This window comes from Bacillus sp. JK106 (genome assembly GCF_053663355.1).
The window spans coordinates 197,168-216,827 of record NZ_JBSJQC010000005.1 but is presented as its reverse complement, the minus strand read 5'-3'; the positions used below and the strand labels follow the sequence as shown (position 1 = coordinate 216,827).

Here is a 19,660-nt window from a genome sequence, read left to right as displayed (position 1 = left end):
TCTATTTTTGCCGTTTCAGCCGCGCATACCCGTATGTTCCCGCAAACGGGAGAATCAGCACAATCAGCATTCCGATCGCAAACGGACCCCAGTACCGGCTCATAATGGAGAAGATCCCCGGCACGCCGCCGACTCCGACCGAGCTTGCGAGAACGCCTTTGACGGAGATGAACATCCCCGCGATTCCCGAACTGATCATAGCGATCACAAACGGAAATTTGTAACGCAGATTCACGCCGAAAATCGCCGGCTCTGTAATGCCCAAATATGCGGAAATGCCGGCCGTCAGTGAAAGCCCCCGCTGTTTTTTATCTTTTGTAATCAGCATCATGGCCAGAGCCGCCGATCCTTGAGCGATATTTGATAATGCGAGCATCGGCCATAAAAATGTGCCGCCGAGCTTTGATCCGATTAATTGAAGATCGACCGCGAGAAACGTATGATGCATCCCCGTGATCACAAGCGCCGAATACAGCCCTCCGTACAGCAGGCCTCCGATGGCGGAGAATTGGCCGAAAACGGCAATCAATCCCGCCGTCAGCGCGTTACCGATCGCAAAGGTGATCGGACCGATGATAACAAAGGATAGAAAACCGATGACCAAAAGCGTCACCGGCGCGACGACCAACAGCTGAATGCCCTCCGGCGTCCGTTTCGTCAAAAAGAGCTCAAGCCTGGCAAGTAAATAAGACGCCAGCAGAATCGGGAGCACCTGACCTTGATACCCGACTTTCTGCACCTCAAGGCCGAACAGGTTCCACACCGGAATATCGCCGCTCTGCTCGGCGGCCCCGTAGCCCCATGCGTTTAACAGATCAGGATGCACCAGCATCAGCCCGAGCACGATGCCCAAAAGCGGGCTTCCTCCGAACCGCTTCACTGCCGACCAGCCGATTAAAGCCGGCAGAAAAGCGAAGGCCGTCCCCGCGATCAGATTAATCATATTGGCAAGATCCGCCCATTGCGGATACACTTGAACAATCGATTTCGTGCTGTAGAAAATGCCTTCCGCCGTTAAGATATTGTTCAGACCCATTAACAGCCCGGCCGTGACGATCGCCGGCAAGATCGGAATAAAGATGTCCGCAAGCGTTTTCACAGCACGCTGTAAAGGATTCATGTTTTGCGCTGCCGCCTTCTTCACGTCATCCTTGGACGCTTCACCGATACCCGTTTCCTTCACTAATTCCGCATATACTTTGTTGACCGTCCCCTGCCCGATCACGACTTGAAACTGCCCGTTTACCGCAAAAGATCCTTTGACAATGTCTATTGCATCAAGCATTTTTTGGTTTACCTTGGTTTCATCTATTAATGCAAACCGCAAACGCGTCACACAATGAGTCGCCGCCTCAATATTTTCGATTCCGCCGACAGCTTCAGCGATCTGCCGCGCAGCCCGGTTAAACTCACCCATGCCAACCCCTCCGTAACCGTTTTCATTTTGTCTCGCAAACTTGTATATACATGTTTATGACTCTATTGTAATGATGTATATACATGTCGTCAATCTATTTTTATAGCGCTTTCATCACAAATATACTGCGAAAGCCCTGAAACAAAAAAAGCCCCGCCGGAACCGGGCCTTGACTTCTTGTTTGGTCGGGAACATGTCCGGGCGAAATTCACAACAGGAGCACAAAAAGCATACAGTACTGTACAACTAAGTTAAAGAGGTGTGAAGAGATGCCATCCACTGTTATCAACCTGTACTATTTGAAGATTAACAGTATTTCTGGCAACGGATCTATTACGATTGGGGAAGCGGCATACAACAGTCCCACCACAAATAACAAATCACAAGGACTGAACTCTTCATTCGGCGATACGTCACCTATAGAATCGATGATGGAGAACTTGTTAAATGATCCTGATGTCAACGACCAGACAGCCATCGGAACCGCAGATACCGCAAATATTACGCCGGTGCCGCCCATTATAGATTAAAGGGGTTTTTATGAATGCCTTACCAAATTAACGTCGTCAATATAAAAGTAAACGGAGCAACGCAAAACGGAAACGTCGATATCGGTCAGACCGTACAAAACAGCCACACCGCCAACAGCAAGTTTGTCGGCGCGAACTTTTCTTTAGGGGATTTTTCGCCGGCCGCCGGATGTTTGAATTCGGGCCATCTTGACCCTGACGTGAGCGACCAGGATCAGATCGCCAACCCGTCAATGCCGATCGCAAATCAAATATAGGGAGGTTCTGCCGAGGTGGATATCGAAAAAATGAGAAAGTGGCTTGAGATTACGAACGAGCACAAGCCCAGCGACTTTTGGACCAATGTCCTGAAACGGAAATCTCCCGAAGATTTTTTCTCCTTACAAAAAAACACCCTGACTTATGATATTTATCAGGATGAACAGCACACATTTGTCATTGTGGAAATGCCCGGCGTTTACGAAGAAGAATTGACATTGAGGCTGCTGTCAAGGACACGGCTGCATATAAGAGGAAACATCACACCCCTTTTTCCGAAGAACATGGGCGTCTGCCAAAACCGGTATTACGGGGAAATCGATGAGACGATTGAGCTTCCTGAACCGGCTGAGCCCCACCTGTTACAGGCGCAGTGCGTAAACGGCCTGCTCCACATTTCCTACCCGCGCCTTATGGAGCACATTCCTTTTCAGAAAAAAATCTAAAGAGCCGGCTTACGGGCGGCCCAGCCGTCTGTACACTTTCTCCTTATAATGAGAAGATGCGGGTTTTGAGAACATGGCTTTCTCCTCCGTCAGTTTGTCGAGTCTGACTTGTTTTTCCGTCCGTTTGTTCCGCAGGTGATCCCGCTCCTGTTCATTGCGGCACTTGGCGATCAAATAATCGAGCGTCATCAGCTCTTTCTTCAGCGCGCCCTCATCCTCGGCGATCCCGGCGTTTTTTAATATGCGGTAGCCCATTCTGAGCGACTCCGGAAGATGTGCGGCATCGTCTTTCGGCAGGGGCTTTCCCATTCCTTTGATGCTGGCGAACTCTCCATCCTTAATGGCGCGCTTGATTTTATCTTCAGCCACGATATGGGCAATATCCATCACTGTTCACCTCTTTTTTCAATAGAACCGGGTGTGATCATACGGAAATTCACATCCCAGTTTGTGCCATTTGTGTTTTTTAAAGCTGTCATTCAACAGATGAACCGCTGTTGCGACAGCGTTTTTCGCCCTTTTTCCGATGAGCCTTTTCCACCTTTTCTATTTGCTGGTTTCATGGTATATTGATTACGTTCGTTTTTTCTATCGTTCCGTGTAAACCGTGATCGGAAAAAAGGAGTGTAACAATGAAAACATTTATAAAAGAAAGAGGACTTGCCTTCTTCTTGATAGCGGTCGTGTTATTGTGGGTGAAAACATATGTCGCTTATATTTTAAACTTTAACCTCGGCATAGACAACACGATCCAGAAAATATTGCTTTTTGTGAATCCGCTGAGCTCCAGCTTGTTCTTTCTTGGATTTGGGCTTCTTTTCAAGAAAAAATTACAGCAGACAGCCATTATTGTGATTCATTTTTTATTGTCTTTTTTGCTTTTTGCAAACATCGTCTATTATAGATTCTTTAATGATTTCATTACCATCCCGGTCATGATGCAGGCAAAGACAAACGGCGGCCAGCTCGGAGACAGCGCGTTCTCGTTAATGAGATGGACAGACGCCTTCTACTTCCTGGATACCGTCATTTTGATTATTTTGGCCCTTAAGATGAAAAAACCGGCTGAAAAACCGGCGAAGAAATCATTCAGAATCGTTTTGGCTTCCGCCGTGCTTGTGTTCCTGATCAACCTCGCCGTCGCGGAATCCGACCGTCCCGAGCTTTTGACACGCTCATTTGACCGAAATTATCTGGTGAAATACTTGGGCACGTACAACTTTACGATTTACGATGCCGTGCAGAATGTGAAATCAAACAGCCAGCGTGCGCTTGCCGATTCAAGCGATGTAACGGATGTGGAAAACTATATGAAGGCCAACTATGACGTGCCGAATAACGTCTACTTCGGAAAAGCCGAAGGAAAAAACGTCATCTACGTCTCATTAGAGTCTCTGCAATCCTTTATCATTGATTACAAAATTAACGGCAAGGAAGTGACGCCGTTTTTAAACAAACTGGCGCACGATAATCAAACATTCTACTTTGATAACTTTTTCCACCAAACGGGACAAGGTAAAACATCTGATGCGGAATTTATGATGGAGAACTCTCTGTACCCGCTTTCGCAAGGTTCGGTTTTCGTCAATAAAGCGCAAAACACGCTGCAGTCCGTTCCTGCGATCTTAAAAGGCAAAAAGTACACGTCTGCCGCTTTCCACGGAAATACGCAGACTTTCTGGAACCGTAACGAAATGTACAAATCGGAAGGCATCGATAAGTTTTTCGATTCCGCTTATTATGACATGAGCGAAGAAAACACGAAAAACTACGGCATGAAAGACAAACCGTATTTCAAAGAATCCATGCCGCTCTTAAAGAGCCTGCCGCAGCCGTTCTATACGAAGTTCATTACGCTGTCCAACCACTTCCCGTTCGGAATGGATAAAGAAGACACGGACTTCCCGGCGGGAGACTTTGGCGATTCAGTCGTCAATAATTACTTCCAGTCCGCGAACTATCTGGATGAATCAATTGAACAGTTCTTTAATGACCTGAAAAAAGACGGCCTGTACGATAAGTCGATTATCGTGATGTACGGAGACCACTACGGCATCTCCGAAAACCATAATAAAGCGATGGCGAAAGTGCTCGGCAAAGATGAGATCACTGAATACGACAATGCCCAGCTTCAGCGGGTGCCGCTCTTTATCCACGCTCCCGGCGTGAAAGGCGGCCGCAATCATAAATTTGCCGGTGAAGTCGATGTCGCGCCGACCGTTCTTCATCTGCTCGGCGTCGATACGAAAGATTATCTCATGTCAGGTTCTGATATCTTATCGAAAGAGCACAGAGAAGTCATTCCGTTCCGTAACGGAGACTTCATCTCGCCGAACTATACGAAAGTGTCCGGCAAGTATTACGATACGAAAACCGGAAGACTTTTAGATGATTCAGAAGTCGACAAAAAAGAAGACTCTCTCGTCAAGACCGAGCTTGAAATGTCTGATAAGATCATCAACGGCGATCTGCTTCGTTTCTATCAGCCGAAAGGCTTCAAGAAAGTGGATCCGTCACAATTCGATTATACGAAGCGTGAAGATTCCTCAGCAGACGATCAAAAAGAATAAACAAAAGCCAGATCATTGATATGATCTGGCTTTTTTATGTTCAGCTCCCGGCGGCGGCCATAGTGCGCTTTTGCAGGCTGTCGGAAAGAACTGAATAAGCGACGACTTTCTTTTTCTGCTGTTTGACGACATCTACATGATCTTCGTAGCTGTATACAAACACCGTCACATCTTTTTTTCCTTTTCTCGTCTTAATGACAAGCGGATCGGCTCCGTTTTGCGGATGAAGATAACGCTCTTCATCCCCTGGGTATATATAATGCCGTTCGATAAACACGGCTTCGTTAAAATCATCAATCACCCGTCGTTTGTCTTCGCCTTCCAGACGTTTTCCGCCGAGGGAAACGGCAGCGGACTCGTCACTGAGCTTTGAATGGGTTTCAAACTTGCGGAGGATCCATTCCACCGCTCCGGTAGGAAGGCATGTCAGCACAATCTTAATCAGGCTTATGACAACAATTGAAACAACTGCAATCCATGTCACCTTACATCATCTCCATACTTGTTCTACATGAATCTTAACATAGAAGAAAACATTGTTTTTTGTACATTATGTGAAACTTGATATATGTTCAAAAAAATCCGGATCACATAGGTGATCCGGATTTTTCAAGTCTGCTTCTGATCGTCAAGGCGGACGGCTTCTCTCAGCTCTTCCGCAACAAATTCGACGTTCGGCCCGATAATGACCTGCGCCGTTTTATTCCCCGTTTTGATAACCCCTTTTGCTCCCGCTTTTTTAAGCGCCGCCTCATTAATGAGAGACGTATCCTGCACGGTCAGCCTGAGACGGGTCGCACAGTGATCAATCGTTTCGAGGTTTTGCCTGCCGCCGAGCCCCTTGAGCATGGCATGTTCTTCGACGGAACCGGCCGTATCTTCACTAAGCACTTCTTCCTCTTCCTCATCATCTTCCCGTCCCGGTGTTTTCAAGTTTAACGTTTTGATGAGCATGTAGAAGACGACAAAATAGATCACCGCATAACAAAGCCCGACAACGAGCAGCAAAAGCGGTTTTTCGGCAATGCCGTAGCTGAGGAGATAATCGATCGCCCCCGCCGAGAATGAAAAACCTGACCTGATTCCGAGAACATTCACGATAAATAAAGAGAACCCGGTTAATATAGCATGAACCCCGTACAAAAGCGGTGATAAAAACATAAATGCAAATTCAATCGGCTCTGTAATTCCGGTAATAAATGCCGTCAGCGCGAGACCGATCATCATTCCGGCCGTCGCTTTGCGCTTACTTGGCTTAGCCGCGGCAATCATTGCCAGACATGCGGCCGGAAGCCCGAACATCATAATCGGGAAGAATCCCGTCATATAAGTCCCCGCCGTCGGATCCTTCGCAAAGAAGCGGGCCAGATCTCCCGTTTTTCCGTGAAAATCGCCAAACTGGAACCAAAAAATATTATTCAGCACATGATGAAGACCGAATGGAATCAAAAGCCGGTTAAAAATCCCGTAAATCCCGGCGCCGATCCCCCCAAGCCCGATCATCCATTCCCCGAAGGACGTAATCACCGACTGAATCGGCGGCCACACAAATCCGAAGATCCCCGCCAAAATAATGGTAATCAGCGCCGTTACAATCGGAACGAGCCTGCGCCCGCTGAAAAAACCGAGATATTCGGGCAGCTTCGTATCCTTAAAGCGATTATACGTGTATCCCGCAATTAACCCCGCGATAATCCCTCCGAAAACGGCCATATTATTTGTCGAATTGATTGATTTTACAGCCGCGTCCAGCATGATATAAGAAATGGCTCCCGACAGAGCGGCGGCCCCGTTGCTGTCTTTGGAAATCCCGATTGCGATTCCGATCGCGAAAATCAGCGGCAGATGATCAAATACCGCGGTCCCCGCCGCGTAAATGAACGGAATATTTAATAAGTCCTCTCTGCCGATGGCCAAAATAATACCAACGGCGGGCAGAACGGCAATCGGAAGCATAAAAGACTTTCCGAGTTTTTGCAAAAATTGAAGCATTTTACCCATCCCCCTTCTTTTTTCTTAAATATACCACATAAGTTATCTAGTGATCTATACCAATTTTCCTTCATTTATTCACATAAGGCTTGTTGGTTTTCTATTTATAAACCAGTTGTGGTAAGCTTGAATCAGATGATTAAAAATAGAAAGCGGGAATGACAATGATTGTAACGAACGATCAAGAATTAGAAGGCCTTAAAAAAATCGGCAGAATCGTCGCGCTGGCGCGTGAAGAAATGAAGAAAAAAGCCGAGCCCGGCATGAGCACGAAAGATCTTGACCTGATCGGAAAGGCGGTGCTTGACGAGCACGGAGCCGCTTCCGCTCCGGAGAAGGAATACGATTTCCCGGGCGTGACATGCATCAGCGTAAATGACGAAGTCGCTCACGGCATTCCGAGCGCCTCTAAAATCTTAAAAGCCGGAGATCTTGTCAATATCGATATTTCGGCGGAGTTCGGCGGTTTTTATTCCGATACGGGCATTTCATTTGTGCTCGGAGAAGGCGATGAACGTCTGCAAAAGCTTTGTAACTGCGCGGCATCCGCATTTCAGAAAGGATTGGATCAGGCAAAAGCCGGCAAACGTCAAAACCAGATCGGCAGAGCCGTCTACCATGAGGCCCGCTCCAACGGATTTACCGTCATTAAAACGCTGACGGGCCACGGAATCGGCAGAAACCTCCATGAAGCGCCGAACCACATCATGAATTACTACGATCCGTTTGATAACGCGCTGTTTAAAAACGGAACCGTGATCGCGCTTGAGCCGTTTATTTCCACGAAAGCGGAAACGATTGTTGAAGCGGGAGACGGCTGGACGTATAAAACGCCGGATAAAAGCCTTGTCGCCCAAGTGGAACACACCATCGTGATTACAAAAGACAAACCGATTATTTTAACTGCATTGTAATGTTTCATCTCCCTCCCGAACAGGTATACAACAACTAACCCGAAGGAGGGAGACGCATGAAAAAAGATAAAGAAAAAATCAAAATCGAAAACGAAATACACGCCATGCACGGCGTAACGAAACAGCAGATTTTAGAGGATTTCGAGGAATTTAAGGCGTACCTTCATCAGAAAATTTCCGCCGGAAAAAAACTGGGTCTGGATGACAGCAAAATCATTAAAAGCGCCGCCATCCTCGGGGACTATCTCGCCAAACACGAGGAGCCCCGCAATGCGGAAGAAAAACTTTTACAAGAACTGTGGGACATTGCGGATGACAATGAAAAACAGCATTTGGCCCAGCTTCTCGTCAAACTTGCCGGACACTGATACAGTGCCCGGCTTTTTTATGCTCCGTTATAAGAGTTGTGCTACACTGGACATATGTCTGTGAAAGGAGCCATTTTTCAACATGTGGTTTATTATCTTCGGGTTTATTTTCTTTATTGAAAGCATCATTCTCACCGTTTACGGGGTGAAGAAAAAGAAGGGGATGCTGATTTATTTCGGCGTCGTTTTCGGAATCATGACACTCGGAACGGTGCTGTTAAAATTAACCGGCCATTAAGCATGAAAAGACCGCCCTTTACATATATATGTAAGAAAGCTTTACATCTCTGAATCGAAAGGCTCAGTTTTTGCATTATCCCTTTTCAGCGTCTTTTTATAGATGTTACAATGCCAAAAGTTTGGCAAAAACTGAAGAAACCTCCCCAGCGGGAGAACGGAGAAAGGAGTTTTCTGACATGCATTATGGCAGTAAAGGCTGGTATGTAGAAGAGTTAAAGAAAAAAGGAATTACCCACTATGAAGGAAGAAAGCTTCAAAGCTTCAAAAAGTACTTCCTTGCCAATCTGCTGGAAACAAAGAAACAAGCATAACGTAAATCAGCCGTGCTGTCAGTGCAGCACGGCTTTTTTTCTATACATTAGTGAGCCTGTCCCTTTTTTTAAGGAAGGACTCCCTCCAGCTTTCTGACAGCGCTTCTTCCCGCAGTATTTCTTCAATCGCTGACAGATTGCCTGAATCACGGTATTTCACTTCGTTCGCATACCAGACGGAAATGCTTTCTTTGCCTCTCGACAGACGCTTGAGAACGGGACGCGGATCGACATATCCTTCTTCAAGCACCCTGAAATAAAAGCCGGTAAATCCCGTCTGCTGTACACGGAGCACCATATCTTTGATGCCATATTTGAGCGCGAGTTTGACGCAGGGCTGGCGCGGCTGGCTTACTTGAACGACGGCTTCCCCCAGCTGAAAGACGTCGCCGATCCACACGTCTTGTTCGGCCAGTCCTTTGACCGTTACATTCTCTCCGAACGCGGCGGCGGGAAGTTTTCTCGCGAGCGTTGTTTCCCAATATGAATAATGCTCGGCGGGATACACGCACACCGCTTTATCGGGACCTCCGTGATGCTTCAGATCAGCCTGCCCGTCCCCGTCAAAATGGGTTTTATACAGCATGACGGGAGAATCTGCGGGCCGCTTGATGATGCCTGAATTGATTTGTCTGCCGGCAAATTCATGAATTGCGGGCTTTCCGAGATTGATAGATAAGACAGAATAGTCTTGCGTCATCTCGTTCACATCCTTTGCGAAATATCCTATCTTTCCTTTATCATAGTAAGAAAAAGGTGGTTTTTCCATGCTTCAGTATCATATGATTGCAGACGGCCGGGTTCAGGGCGTAGGTTTTCGCTACTTCGTCCAGATGGAAGCCGACAGACATAAGATAGCCGGCTGGGTAAAAAACCGTGATGACGGCCGGGTGGAAATCCTTGCCGAAGGCCCTGAAGAGTCGTTAAAACAATTTGCCGAAGCGGTCAGAAAAGGCAGCCCCTTCTCAAATGTCACAAACGTAACCATCGAAGAATCACACCGTCTGAAAGGGTACCGCACCTTTTTCATCAGTTACTGATAAGGCTTGTCCTGATAAAAATAATTCGGCTTCACAATCGTATCGTCATATGATTTATGAAAAATGTGGGTGGAAGCCGGCGAGATCGGCGGAATCAGCCAGGTCCAGTCGCCCGTCAGCTTTCTGCCCGCGTCTTGTTCCTGTTCTTCAAAGCGCTTAAATTGATTCGCGGCCGTATGGTGATCGACAATGCTGACACCGTGTTTTTTGTATGAATAGAGCACTGCCTTATTCAGTTCCACCAGCACCTGATCTTTCCACAGGTCAGTATTCAGGCTGGCGGAAATCCCCATGACCGAAGCGGCTTTTTTGAGCATATCATACCGCTTTTCGTCAGCAAGATTCCTTGCGCCGATTTCGGTTCCCATATACCATCCGTTAAAAGGCGCCGCGTTGTACGACAGTCCGCCGATTTCAAGCCTCATATCGGCGATAATCGGAACCCCGTACCATCTGAGATTTAAATCGGCAAACTCTTCAATATCCGGATGGGTGATCGGCACTTCTTTCACGAGCGTCTGAGGCAGGTCATACCAGACCGGCTGCCCGTCCCCTTTCATCCGGAAAAGCAGCGGCAGAATATCAAAATCGGTCCGCTTCCCGCGCCAGCCGAGTTTTTCGCAGACAGCCGTCAGCTCATATGATGCCGGATCACCGACTCTTCCTTTTTCAGTCTCATATCCCGCATAGCGGATGAGCTGGTGATTCCAGATTTCCACTTGTTTCTCCCCATTCTTCTCAGGAGGTAAAATCGTAATCGTCGGTTTAATTTTTCCGCCGTTCGTGGCGATTTCAATATGTTCAAATAATGCGTCACGCACCTCTTCTTTCGTGTTCACATTGCGCCGGTCAATGACGTTCAGCGATTGCCAGAACAGACGCCCGATACAGCGATTGCTGTTGCGCCACGCCATTTTCGCCCCGTGTTCAAGCTCTTCCGCCGTATGGACGTAACTTCCCGTCCGATCTATCTCATCTTTTATCGCGTGCAGTCGCGCGTTGATTTGCGATTCCATTCCGAGTTCGTGATAGCAGACATCAATAAAATCCTTCGCCTCATCCCAAAGTATTTCCGTATGTTTCAAAAAACTCTCTCCTTCAATTTACATCTGTTTCCCATTGTATCGTTTTTAGGTGTGAACACAATGGTTTTTTTGTATCATACTGGAAACTGCAAAGAAAAAACACCTGTGATTTTCGCAGGTGTTTCACAAAACGGAATGCAGTTTTTCAGCCAGTGTAAGCAAATCCTCACGGTAGTTTTTTCCCGTCATCGGAATTCCGTGACCCGTCAAAAGCGCTTCCGGCTCCAGTTCCGCCAGTTTCTGAACGGATGCGACCGCCGTCTGCGTATCCGCTGTAAAATAGGCGGGCGGCCCGTGAAGCTCTTGCTTTTGTATGACAACGTCCGCAAGCGATTCCTGTTCAACAGTGATCACGGCATCACCGGCAAGCAGCACGCGGTCTTTATCCCGGAATAATGAAATATGGCCGGGTGTGTGGCCTGGCGTATGCACCCATCTCCATTCCTCAAGAAACGGAACGGTACCGTCTGAAGGCAGTGCCTGAACGGACGGAATGCGGATCGTATGGCGCGGAAACAGCGGTGACAGCTTTGCGACAAGCCCTTTTTTCGCATCGGGCCTGGCAGGCGGATAATCCGCTTTCCCCGTGACGTACGGGAGCTCCTTTTCATGAATGTAAACCGGCACATCCCAAAGCTCAAGCAGTTCTTCAATCGCACCGACATGATCAAAATGACCGTGTGTCAAAATGACCGCCTTCAGCTCATACCCCTCTTTGAATCGGCGTTTCATTTCTTCTGTTATCATCTCCGCCGATTGAGGCATTCCCGCGTCAACCAGAATGATTTCCCGCGGAGCTGAGGGATTTTCGATAAAGTAAACATTCGCAATCTGCACGGTCAGTCCGTAAACGCCGTCCGCCGCTTTAAAACCGGCGCCGCTTCTCACTGAAAAAAGCGGCATAAACGGATCACTCATCATGGCACCTCCTCTGATGCCTTTAGTGTGCGACGAACCGGGTGTTTTATGTTAAAAAATCGTGATTGCGCCGATGATGAGCGCAAAGGCCGTCATGACGATAACGGCAAGAACCGCCCATTTCATCGCAAATTTCTGGTGTTCATCAATGGTGACCCCGGCAAGCCCGACTAATAAATGCGTCGACGGCACGAGCGGGCTTAACATATGAATCGGCTGGCCGATAATCGAAGCGCGGGCGATTTCCACCTTATCTACACCGTACGCCACGGCAGTCTCAGATAAAATGGGCAACACGCCGTAAAAATAGGCGTCATTAGGCATCAGAAACGTAAAGATACCGCTCGTTAAGGCAACAATCGCCGGAATAAAACCTCCCATCTGTTCCGGAATAAGCGATACGAGGGAAATGGCCATTTCATCAACCATCTTCGTCCCCGTTAAAATTCCGGTAAACACGCCTGCGGCAAAAATCATCGAACCGATCGCAAGCACATTGCTCGAATGGGCTGAAATGCGCTCCCTTTGATCGTTAAGTTTCGGATAGTTGACAATCAGCGCGATACAAAACGCAATGATGAACAGCACGGTTAAATTCACTTTTCCTGACACTAAAAATCCCACTAAAGAAAGCGTTAACAGTAAATTGAACCACCACAGTTTCGGCCGCTTCCATTCATCTTCCGCAGCCGCAGCCGTTTCATTTGTATGGGACGGCTGCTTTAATTCGATCACCCCGAGCCGTTTCCGTTCCATCCTTCCGAGTACATAAGCGACCACAATCATACACACCATTCCGCTCGCGATGACGGGCAGCATCGGCCCCGTCAGCTCTGCCGGGTCAACGCCGAGCGCACTCGCCGCACGCGGCGTCGCGCCGCCCCATGGTATCGTGTTCATGATACCCATGCCGACCCCGGCGATTCCCGCTAAAATAATCGGACGGATTCCGAGCATGATATACAAAGGCAGCATTGCGCTTGTCGTAATCATATACGTCGTCGAGCCGTCTCCGTCCAGTGCGACAAGCATGGTCAAAACGGCTGTTCCGACTACAATTTTGAGCGGGTCGCCTTTAACCAGCTTTAAAATACGCGACACCATCGGATCAAATAAACCGGTATCAATCATAATGCCGAAATAAAGAATCGCAAACATAATCATCACTGCGATCGGCGCCACCTGTTCAATGCCGGAGATCATCATCTCGCCGACCCGGTTAAAAGAAAACCCGGCAATCAGCGCAAACACGATCGGCGTTAATACGAGCGCCGTTAACACTGAAAGCCGTTTTGTCATAATCAGCACCATAAAAACAAGCATCATAAGAAAGCCTAAGATTGCTAACACAGTATGTCCCCCTTATTATGAATACGCTTACATTTTAAAGGCCCGATTCCCTTTATCCGCCTTTTTGCTATCTTATGAGAATTGGATATTGAAGTAAATATTTTGGATTTTAAAGATTTTTAATTTTTTATAACCTTTTCGTTCATTTTGTTCATTTATAAATCAAAAGCCTTCCGCAAATATGCGGAAGGCTTATTTTTCGCTGCTCATCATCTCTTTATAGAACTCGGTCTGCTCTTCTAAAAAGCGTTTTGCGCCGCTGCTGTTTTTATAAAAGCTCTCCCAATCCCGTTTTTTCAACATTTGCTTCCACTCCGCGGATGAAGTAATCTGTTTCAAAGCCTGATCCCAATAGGCGATCTCGCCTTCGGTCATGTCTTTCGGCCCCATGATGCCTCTCCAGTGCGCAAAGACAAACGGCACCCCCTGCTCTTTCCATGTCGGCACATCGCTGAAGCCGGAGAGCCTTTTGTCAGACGTAACGGCCGCCAATGTGATTTTCCCTTTCCGATAGGCGTCTCTCGCTTCTGAAATGGTCATTGAGGCGGCGTCTATCTCGTGACTGATAAGAGCTGCAATGACTTCATTACTGCTCCCGTATTGAAAAAAGCGGATATCAAACGGAGAAATTCCGGCCATTTCCGCCGCTCTCGCAAAGGAGAGCTGGTCATCATTTCCGAGGCCGGGCGCAAATCCGATTTTTATGCCGCCCGGATTTGCTTTAATATCGCCGAGCAGCCGACTTCCGCTTTTTATCTTTGAATCCTTCGGAAGAGCGACGGTCTGCCACTCTTTTGCGATAATGGCCAAAGGCGTAAAATCAGCTGCCTTCAGCCGGCTTTGTCCCAAAATTTCATTGCTTAACAGCAGGCTTGAATTCATACTGATGACATCCGTTTTTCGTTCGTTTACATATTTCCAGCCGCTGTCTCCGCCTCCGCCGGGTTTATAGATGATCTTTACGGGCCGGCCTAATATTTGCTTCCGCTCTATTACCGATTGCAAAGCTTTTGCCGTTACGTCCCAGCCCCCTTGAGGCGCTGCCGGGACGACAATTTCAACCGGCCCTTCAGCTGAGCGGAAGCCCGCCATCTGCCGTCCGTCAAAAGAAACCAGCGCCGCCAGCATGACAAGAAGCACTCCCAACCGCTTCATTTCTCCCATCCCTTATTCATGTGCTAAATAATATTTCCGTTCCGGCCTGCCGATAATGCCGTACTCTAATTCAGCGAGCGCTTCTTCCCGAGAAACGAGAAACTCGGCATAGCGCCGCGCCGTTGTTCTGGAGGCGCCCATTTTTTCGCCCAGTTCTTCAGCCGTCATCCCTTTTTGGGCCGCCCTGAGCGCGTTTTTGATTTTTTGAAGCGTAATCGAATTAATGCCTGTCGGCAGATCATTGTGCTGTTTTTGTTCTTTCTGACCGCTTCCGAAAAACATGTCGATCACGGACTGGCTCAGCTCCGGCTGTGAGTGCAGCCATTCTCTTTTTTCACGGTACTGCAAAAGCACTTCTGTAAATTTATGTGCCGACACCGGTTTTATGACATAGTGGGAAACGCCTGATCTGAGCGCTTCCTGCAGCAGCCTTGTTTCGGCAGAAGCCGTAATAATGATGATATCAACGGAAGGAAAACGGCCGCGGATAAGCGGGAGCAGATCTGTTCCCAGCTCATCCGGCATATAAATATCCAAAAGCAGCAGATCAGGCTGCCGTTTCTCAAGCAGCGATATGGTGTCTTTGGCATTGATTGCTTTGCCGATGACATTGAATCCATCAAGATGTTCGATAAATTTTTCGTGAATTTGCGCTATTCGAAAGTCGTCCTCTGCAATCGCGATGTTAATCACACCGATTCCCCCTTTGGCCTTTCTTTCGGTATAAACACCGTAAATACAGCACCGCCGCTCTTTTGCTGCGAAATCTCTATCGATCCCTGCAATTCACTGACGGCTTCTTTCAGATTGGCTAAGCCGTATCCTCTCCTAGTCCCCTTTGAAGAGTAGCCCTTTTCAAATATCGTTTCTGTTTTTTCCTGAGGCACGCCGTCTCCTGAGTCCGCCACTTCGATGACGATATCCCTGCCGATATCGGTCATGAAAAAGGATACCTCTTTTTTCTCTTTTTCGGCGACGGCTTCGAAAGCGTTATCAATAAGATTTCCGATGATCGTAATGAGCTGGGATGAACCCACATGCTCCGGCAGCGATTCTAAAAAGCTGTTTTCATCTATTGAAAGCTTCACTTTCTTCTCAGACGCCTTTCCCATTTTTCCTAATAGTATGGCCTGAACCCGCTGTGAATGAATGTTTTGAAAGAGGATTTCATGCTGTTCATTCTGGATGGCGTACTCTTCTTTTATCAGTTCAATGGCTTCATTATATTCTCCCAGCTCTAACAGACCGAGTATCGCGTAAAGCTTATTCGAGAATTCATGCGTTTGCGCCCGGAGATCCTCCGAGTATTTTTTCATTTCAGTCAGCTTGTTGATCAGTTTCTTGAGCTCCGTTTTTTCGCGGAAGCTGATCACCGCTCCGTATACTTGTCCGGTCTGCTTCATTTCTTTCACATTTAAGATAAATACTTTATCTCCGGCACGCACCTCCACGTTCGGCGGTATTTCTCCCCCTGCCAACACCGGCATGAGCTTTGCGCCCGGCATGATTTCTTTTATATGCCTTCCGATCATCGGTTCCGGAAGATTCAGCATATCAGCCGCAGATAAATTCATCATGGTTACCGCGCCTTCTTTGTTTACGGCGATAATCCCTTCTTTAATCGCAAGGAGCATCGCATTGCGTTCCCTGTACAGCGCTGCAATTTCATGCGGTTCAAGGCCGAGTGTATCTTTACGGATGCTTTTTGCGAGCGCTGCTGCTCCCCCGATGCCGATAAGAAACACCAAACATGCAAAATAGCCTAAATGCCGCAGGTGCGCTTTCATATCTTTTTCTATCTCATCTTGTAGAAACTCGACTGTCACCGTTCCGACGACTTCGTTATGATTTTTTTCCTCCAAAATAACCGGGGCGCTTCCCCGGACGGCCTTCATTCCGTCGGAAACCGGAGACCCGCCGAACATGACGGTTTTGTTTTGCAGATTTTGATTTTCTTTCGGAATACTGCTTCGGGCCGAATGAAATGCAACATGCCCTTTTTGATCAGTGATGTAGACGGCGTGCGCGCCTGCCTGTTCTTTCATTTGTTCAATGACGTCTAACTTTGTAAAAGCCTCTTGATCCGCAAGCCGGAACGCCTCTTTTACGGGAGGCAAATATGAAATGGTTTTTGCCGTTTGCACCGCCAGCTGTTCAGCCTGCTTCTGCCCTTCCTTTAATTGCTGAAAGGCAAATATAACCGTGAGCGTTCCGATAACAAGTATTAATAAAGCCGTAATTAATCCGGCGATTTTCATTTGCAGAGAGACATAAAACCGCTTCGCTTCCAACACAGCACCAGCCGTCCTTTCCTCCTAAAATCATACCATTTTTTAAATCTTTATTTCTCATTTTTGAGAATTTTCGTGATCTTTTTCTCTTGCGGCTTACCAAAAAGGTGATGATAGGTATATATTTACTTTTACACAATTGATATAACACATAAAAAAGACTGACCGAAGTCAGTCTGCAATCTATCAGGAAATTGTAACTCCCGCGCTTGCATATCCCGCCACTGTATTAATAAGCGAAAGGCCTGTAGCAGTGGCGGAGAATACCATTAACAGCCGGGTTTGAGGAGTTACCGCAATGTTCAGCCCTGTCGTGATTCCGTTGCTGATGCTGCCGATTGACAATACGCCGGTGAGGGGAGGAGCTAAAGTGACGGATGCTCCGGGGATCGGCGTGAACGTATTGTTCGGCACAGTAGAACTGTATAGTTGTGCGGTTATCGTAACAGTCGAGCCGACAAGCGACAATGCTGCGGTTGTACTGAAATAGGCGGCAATTGATGTAATGGTTCCGCTTCTCGGAGCAGAAAAAGCAAAGTTCAGCAGAGTTCCTCCAGCCCCGGTAAGATCAATTGCGCCTCCACCTCCGACATTGACGCCCGTCACAGAATTGCCGAACCCGACAAGGCTCACCGTTCCGATTAATCCGCCGGCAATGGTCGTCACGGCAGTGGGAAAACCTGAAGCATAAGGAATGATCGCGCCTGCTCCGGTTATTCCAGTGGCTCCGGTGATCCCAGTTGCGCCTGTTACTCCGGTTGTTCCCGTTACCCCAGTTACACCTGTGGCTCCCGTTACTCCGGTAGCTCCCGTTATTCCTGTCGCTCCTGTGACTCCGGTAGCGCCTGTTACTCCGGTGGCGCCTGTTACTCCGGTTACTCCAGTTGCTCCCGTTACTCCGGTGATCCCGGTTACTCCGGTTACTCCGGTGGCTCCCGTTATCCCAGTATCCCCGGTTACTCCGGTAGCCCCTGTTACTCCGGTGGCGCCTGTTATTCCGGTTGCTCCAGTATCCCCGGTTGCTCCTGTTACTCCCGTTACCCCGGTTACTCCAGTTGATCCCGTTACTCCGGTAGCACCTGTTACCCCGGTTGCTCCTGTTATTCCTGTAGCTCCTGTTACTCCCGTTATCCCGGTTGCTCCCGTTATCCCGGTTGCTCCCGTTACTCCGGTAGCGCCTGTTACTCCGGTTGCTCCCGTTATTCCGGTAGATCCAGTAGCTCCAGTAGCTCCGGTTGCTCCGGTCAAGCCCGTTACTCCAGTGGCTCCGGTTACCCCGGTTGCTCCCGTTATTCCTGTAGCTCCTGTTACTCCGGTTGCTCCCGTTATTCCGGTAGATCCAGTAGCTCCGGTTGCTCCCGTTTCTCCGGTTACTCCAGTTGATCCAGTTACTCCGGTGATCCCGGTTACTCCGGTGGCTCCCGTTATCCCAGTATCCCCGGTTACTCCGGTAGCACCTGTTACTCCGGTGGCGCCTGTTATTCCGGTTGCTCCAGTATCCCCGGTTGCTCCTGTTACTCCCGTTACTCCTGTGACTCCGGTGATCCCGGTGGCGCCTGTTTCTCCGGTGGCTCCCGTTATTCCTGTCGCTCCTGTTACTCCCGTTACCCCGGTGGCGCCTGTTACTCCAGTAGCTCCGGTGATCCCGGTTGCTCCCGTTACTCCGGTAGCACCTGTTACCCCGGTTGCTCCCGTTAATCCTGTAGCTCCTGTAGCTCCTGTTACTCCCGTTATCCCGGTTGCTCCGGTCAAGCCCGTTACTCCAGTAGCTCCGGTGATCCCAGTGGCTCCCGTTATCCCGGTGGCGCCTGTTACTCCGGTAGCACCTGTTACTCCGATAGCCCCTGTTACTCCGGTTGCTCCTGTTACTCCGGTTGCTCCTGTTACTCCGGTAGCCCCTGCTACTCCGGTTGCTCCTGTTACCCCGGTGGCTCCTGTTATTCCGGTAGATCCAGTATCTCCGGTTGCTCCTGTTACTCCGGTTGCTCCCGTTATTCCGGTAGATCCAGTAGCTCCGGTTGCTCCGGTTAAGCCCGTTACTCCAGTAGCTCCGATGGCTCCGGTTACCCCGGTTGCTCCTGTGACTCCAGTTGATCCCGTTACTCCGGTAGCGCCTGTTACTCCGGTGGCGCCTGTTACCCCGGTGGCGCCTGTTACCCCGGTGGCGCCTGTTACTCCCGTTACCCCGGTTACTCCAGTGACTCCGGTGATCCCGGTGGCTCCGGTCAAGCCCGTTACTCCAGTAACTCCGGTTACCCCGGTTGCTCCCGTTACTCCGGTTGCTCCCGTGGCACCGGTTACACCAGTCGCGCCTGTATTCCCGGTCGAGCCCGTTGCTCCGGTCAGCCCTGTTGCTCCAGTGAACCCCGTAGCTCCAGTCAGCCCTGTTGCTCCGGTCAGCCCTGTTGCTCCAGTGAACCCCGTTGCTCCGGTCAGCCCTGTTGCTCCGGTCAGCCCTGTTGCTCCAGTGAACCCCGTTGCTCCGGTCAGCCCCGTTGCTCCGGTGCACCCCGTTGCTCCGGTGAATCCTCTTACATGAAAATGATTTGGATGACAGCATGGACACCATCTTTCATGACAGCAAGAGGTTTTGCAACAGAATTCTTCACAGCAATGGGCCCGATTTTGATAACTGCGCCTTTGATTTCTTCTTTTATGTTGAAAATGACAGCAGCACTCATTACAATTCCGGCAGTCGTAATCCCAAGAGTCGTATCTGTTATACCAAGTATCTCCTTTTCTCATTACACCACCTCTTCTTGCATAATATTTCCG

The 19,660-nt window shown here is 48.7% G+C and carries 21 protein-coding genes; 9 read left to right on the top strand and 12 right to left on the bottom strand.

The window, feature by feature from the left end:
• Position 1: 1 nt before the first annotated feature.
• A complete protein-coding gene (gene treP / locus ACWJJS_RS18545; RefSeq protein WP_191073295.1) occupies positions 2-1,417 on the bottom strand; it encodes a PTS system trehalose-specific EIIBC component in 1,416 nt (471 codons plus the stop codon).
• A gap of 269 nt (positions 1,418-1,686) precedes the next feature.
• Here treP and ACWJJS_RS18540 point away from each other — a divergent pair, with 269 nt between their 5' ends.
• Genes ACWJJS_RS18540 through ACWJJS_RS18530 form a run of 3 tightly spaced genes read left to right on the top strand, consistent with a single transcriptional unit; the run spans position 1,687 to position 2,651 of the window.
• Positions 1,687-1,947, top strand: a complete 261-nt coding sequence (locus ACWJJS_RS18540; protein ID WP_007408496.1) for a spore germination protein — start codon at positions 1,687-1,689, stop codon at positions 1,945-1,947.
• Positions 1,948-1,961: 14 nt separating this feature from the next.
• Entirely contained in the window at positions 1,962-2,204 is a 243-nt protein-coding gene (locus ACWJJS_RS18535) for a spore germination protein (RefSeq protein ID WP_003155595.1), read from the top strand.
• Between the two features lie 15 nt (positions 2,205-2,219).
• Positions 2,220-2,651 carry an Hsp20/alpha crystallin family protein gene (locus tag ACWJJS_RS18530; RefSeq protein ID WP_003155596.1) on the top strand — a complete coding sequence of 144 codons (432 nt, stop codon included), beginning with the start codon at positions 2,220-2,222 and terminating at the stop codon, positions 2,649-2,651.
• A 9-nt stretch (positions 2,652-2,660) separates the two neighbouring features.
• Here the strand turns inward: ACWJJS_RS18530 and ACWJJS_RS18525 are convergent, their stop codons facing one another.
• On the bottom strand, positions 2,661-3,038 hold the full coding sequence (locus ACWJJS_RS18525) for a DnaJ family domain-containing protein (protein ID WP_353575413.1): 378 nt from the start codon (positions 3,036-3,038) through the stop codon (positions 2,661-2,663).
• A gap of 245 nt (positions 3,039-3,283) precedes the next feature.
• Between ACWJJS_RS18525 and ACWJJS_RS18520 the strand changes: the two genes are divergently transcribed.
• Positions 3,284-5,221 carry an LTA synthase family protein gene (locus ACWJJS_RS18520; protein ID WP_003155599.1) on the top strand — a complete coding sequence of 646 codons (1,938 nt, stop codon included), beginning with the start codon at positions 3,284-3,286 and terminating at the stop codon, positions 5,219-5,221.
• A gap of 40 nt (positions 5,222-5,261) precedes the next feature.
• Here ACWJJS_RS18520 and ACWJJS_RS18515 read toward each other — a convergent pair whose 3' ends face one another.
• Entirely contained in the window at positions 5,262-5,705 is a 444-nt protein-coding gene (locus tag ACWJJS_RS18515; RefSeq protein ID WP_003155601.1) for a YfmQ family protein, read from the bottom strand.
• A 125-nt stretch (positions 5,706-5,830) separates the two neighbouring features.
• Entirely contained in the window at positions 5,831-7,213 is a 1,383-nt protein-coding gene (gene nagE / locus ACWJJS_RS18510) for an N-acetylglucosamine-specific PTS transporter subunit IIBC (RefSeq protein WP_012117066.1), read from the bottom strand.
• A 164-nt stretch (positions 7,214-7,377) separates the two neighbouring features.
• On the opposite strand from nagE, the gene map reads away from it, so the two are divergent.
• From map to ACWJJS_RS18490, 4 genes are all read left to right on the top strand, one after another.
• Positions 7,378-8,127, top strand: a complete 750-nt coding sequence (gene map / locus ACWJJS_RS18505; protein ID WP_003155605.1) for a type I methionyl aminopeptidase — start codon at positions 7,378-7,380, stop codon at positions 8,125-8,127.
• Between the two features lie 56 nt (positions 8,128-8,183).
• On the top strand, positions 8,184-8,495 hold the full coding sequence (locus ACWJJS_RS18500) for a DUF3243 domain-containing protein (RefSeq protein WP_003155607.1): 312 nt from the start codon (positions 8,184-8,186) through the stop codon (positions 8,493-8,495).
• Between the two features lie 82 nt (positions 8,496-8,577).
• Positions 8,578-8,733: a hypothetical protein gene (locus ACWJJS_RS18495; protein WP_003155608.1), complete on the top strand. Its 156-nt coding sequence runs from the start codon at positions 8,578-8,580 to the stop codon at positions 8,731-8,733.
• Positions 8,734-8,911: 178 nt separating this feature from the next.
• Complete coding sequence (locus ACWJJS_RS18490; RefSeq protein ID WP_003155609.1) at positions 8,912-9,046, top strand: YflJ family protein; 135 nt, start codon at positions 8,912-8,914, stop codon at positions 9,044-9,046.
• A 40-nt stretch (positions 9,047-9,086) separates the two neighbouring features.
• Here the strand turns inward: ACWJJS_RS18490 and ACWJJS_RS18485 are convergent, their stop codons facing one another.
• A complete protein-coding gene (locus ACWJJS_RS18485; RefSeq protein WP_015239385.1) occupies positions 9,087-9,746 on the bottom strand; it encodes an MOSC domain-containing protein in 660 nt (219 codons plus the stop codon).
• A 67-nt stretch (positions 9,747-9,813) separates the two neighbouring features.
• Here ACWJJS_RS18485 and ACWJJS_RS18480 point away from each other — a divergent pair, with 67 nt between their 5' ends.
• Positions 9,814-10,086 (top strand): acylphosphatase, encoded by a 273-nt coding sequence (locus tag ACWJJS_RS18480; RefSeq protein ID WP_454023804.1) that lies wholly within the window; start codon positions 9,814-9,816, stop codon positions 10,084-10,086.
• Here ACWJJS_RS18480 and nosA read toward each other — a convergent pair.
• The 7 genes from nosA to ACWJJS_RS18445 all read right to left on the bottom strand — a co-directional run bounded on the left by nosA (position 10,080) and on the right by ACWJJS_RS18445 (position 19,630).
• The gene (gene nosA, locus ACWJJS_RS18475) at positions 10,080-11,171 is read right to left on the bottom strand and encodes a nitric oxide synthase (protein ID WP_454023803.1); all 1,092 of its coding nucleotides are present in this window, start codon (positions 11,169-11,171) and stop codon (positions 10,080-10,082) included. The two genes, ACWJJS_RS18480 and nosA, sit on opposite strands and share 7 nt — an antisense overlap.
• A gap of 123 nt (positions 11,172-11,294) precedes the next feature.
• A complete protein-coding gene (locus ACWJJS_RS18470; RefSeq protein ID WP_454023802.1) occupies positions 11,295-12,089 on the bottom strand; it encodes an MBL fold metallo-hydrolase in 795 nt (264 codons plus the stop codon).
• A 51-nt stretch (positions 12,090-12,140) separates the two neighbouring features.
• Positions 12,141-13,439, bottom strand: coding sequence for a citrate:proton symporter (locus ACWJJS_RS18465; protein WP_003155615.1), 1,299 nt, complete (start codon positions 13,437-13,439; stop codon positions 12,141-12,143).
• A 192-nt stretch (positions 13,440-13,631) separates the two neighbouring features.
• Entirely contained in the window at positions 13,632-14,594 is a 963-nt protein-coding gene (locus ACWJJS_RS18460) for a tripartite tricarboxylate transporter substrate binding protein (RefSeq protein ID WP_278071654.1), read from the bottom strand.
• A gap of 12 nt (positions 14,595-14,606) precedes the next feature.
• Entirely contained in the window at positions 14,607-15,287 is a 681-nt protein-coding gene (locus ACWJJS_RS18455) for a response regulator (protein ID WP_276788392.1), read from the bottom strand.
• Positions 15,284-16,888, bottom strand: coding sequence for a sensor histidine kinase (locus ACWJJS_RS18450; RefSeq protein ID WP_102421964.1), 1,605 nt, complete (start codon positions 16,886-16,888; stop codon positions 15,284-15,286). Before ACWJJS_RS18450 ends, ACWJJS_RS18455 begins: the two co-directional genes overlap by 4 nt.
• A 183-nt stretch (positions 16,889-17,071) precedes the next feature.
• Positions 17,072-19,630 carry an exosporium glycoprotein BclB-related protein gene (locus tag ACWJJS_RS18445; protein WP_454023801.1) on the bottom strand — a complete coding sequence of 853 codons (2,559 nt, stop codon included), beginning with the start codon at positions 19,628-19,630 and terminating at the stop codon, positions 17,072-17,074.
• Positions 19,631-19,660: the final 30 nt, after the last annotated feature.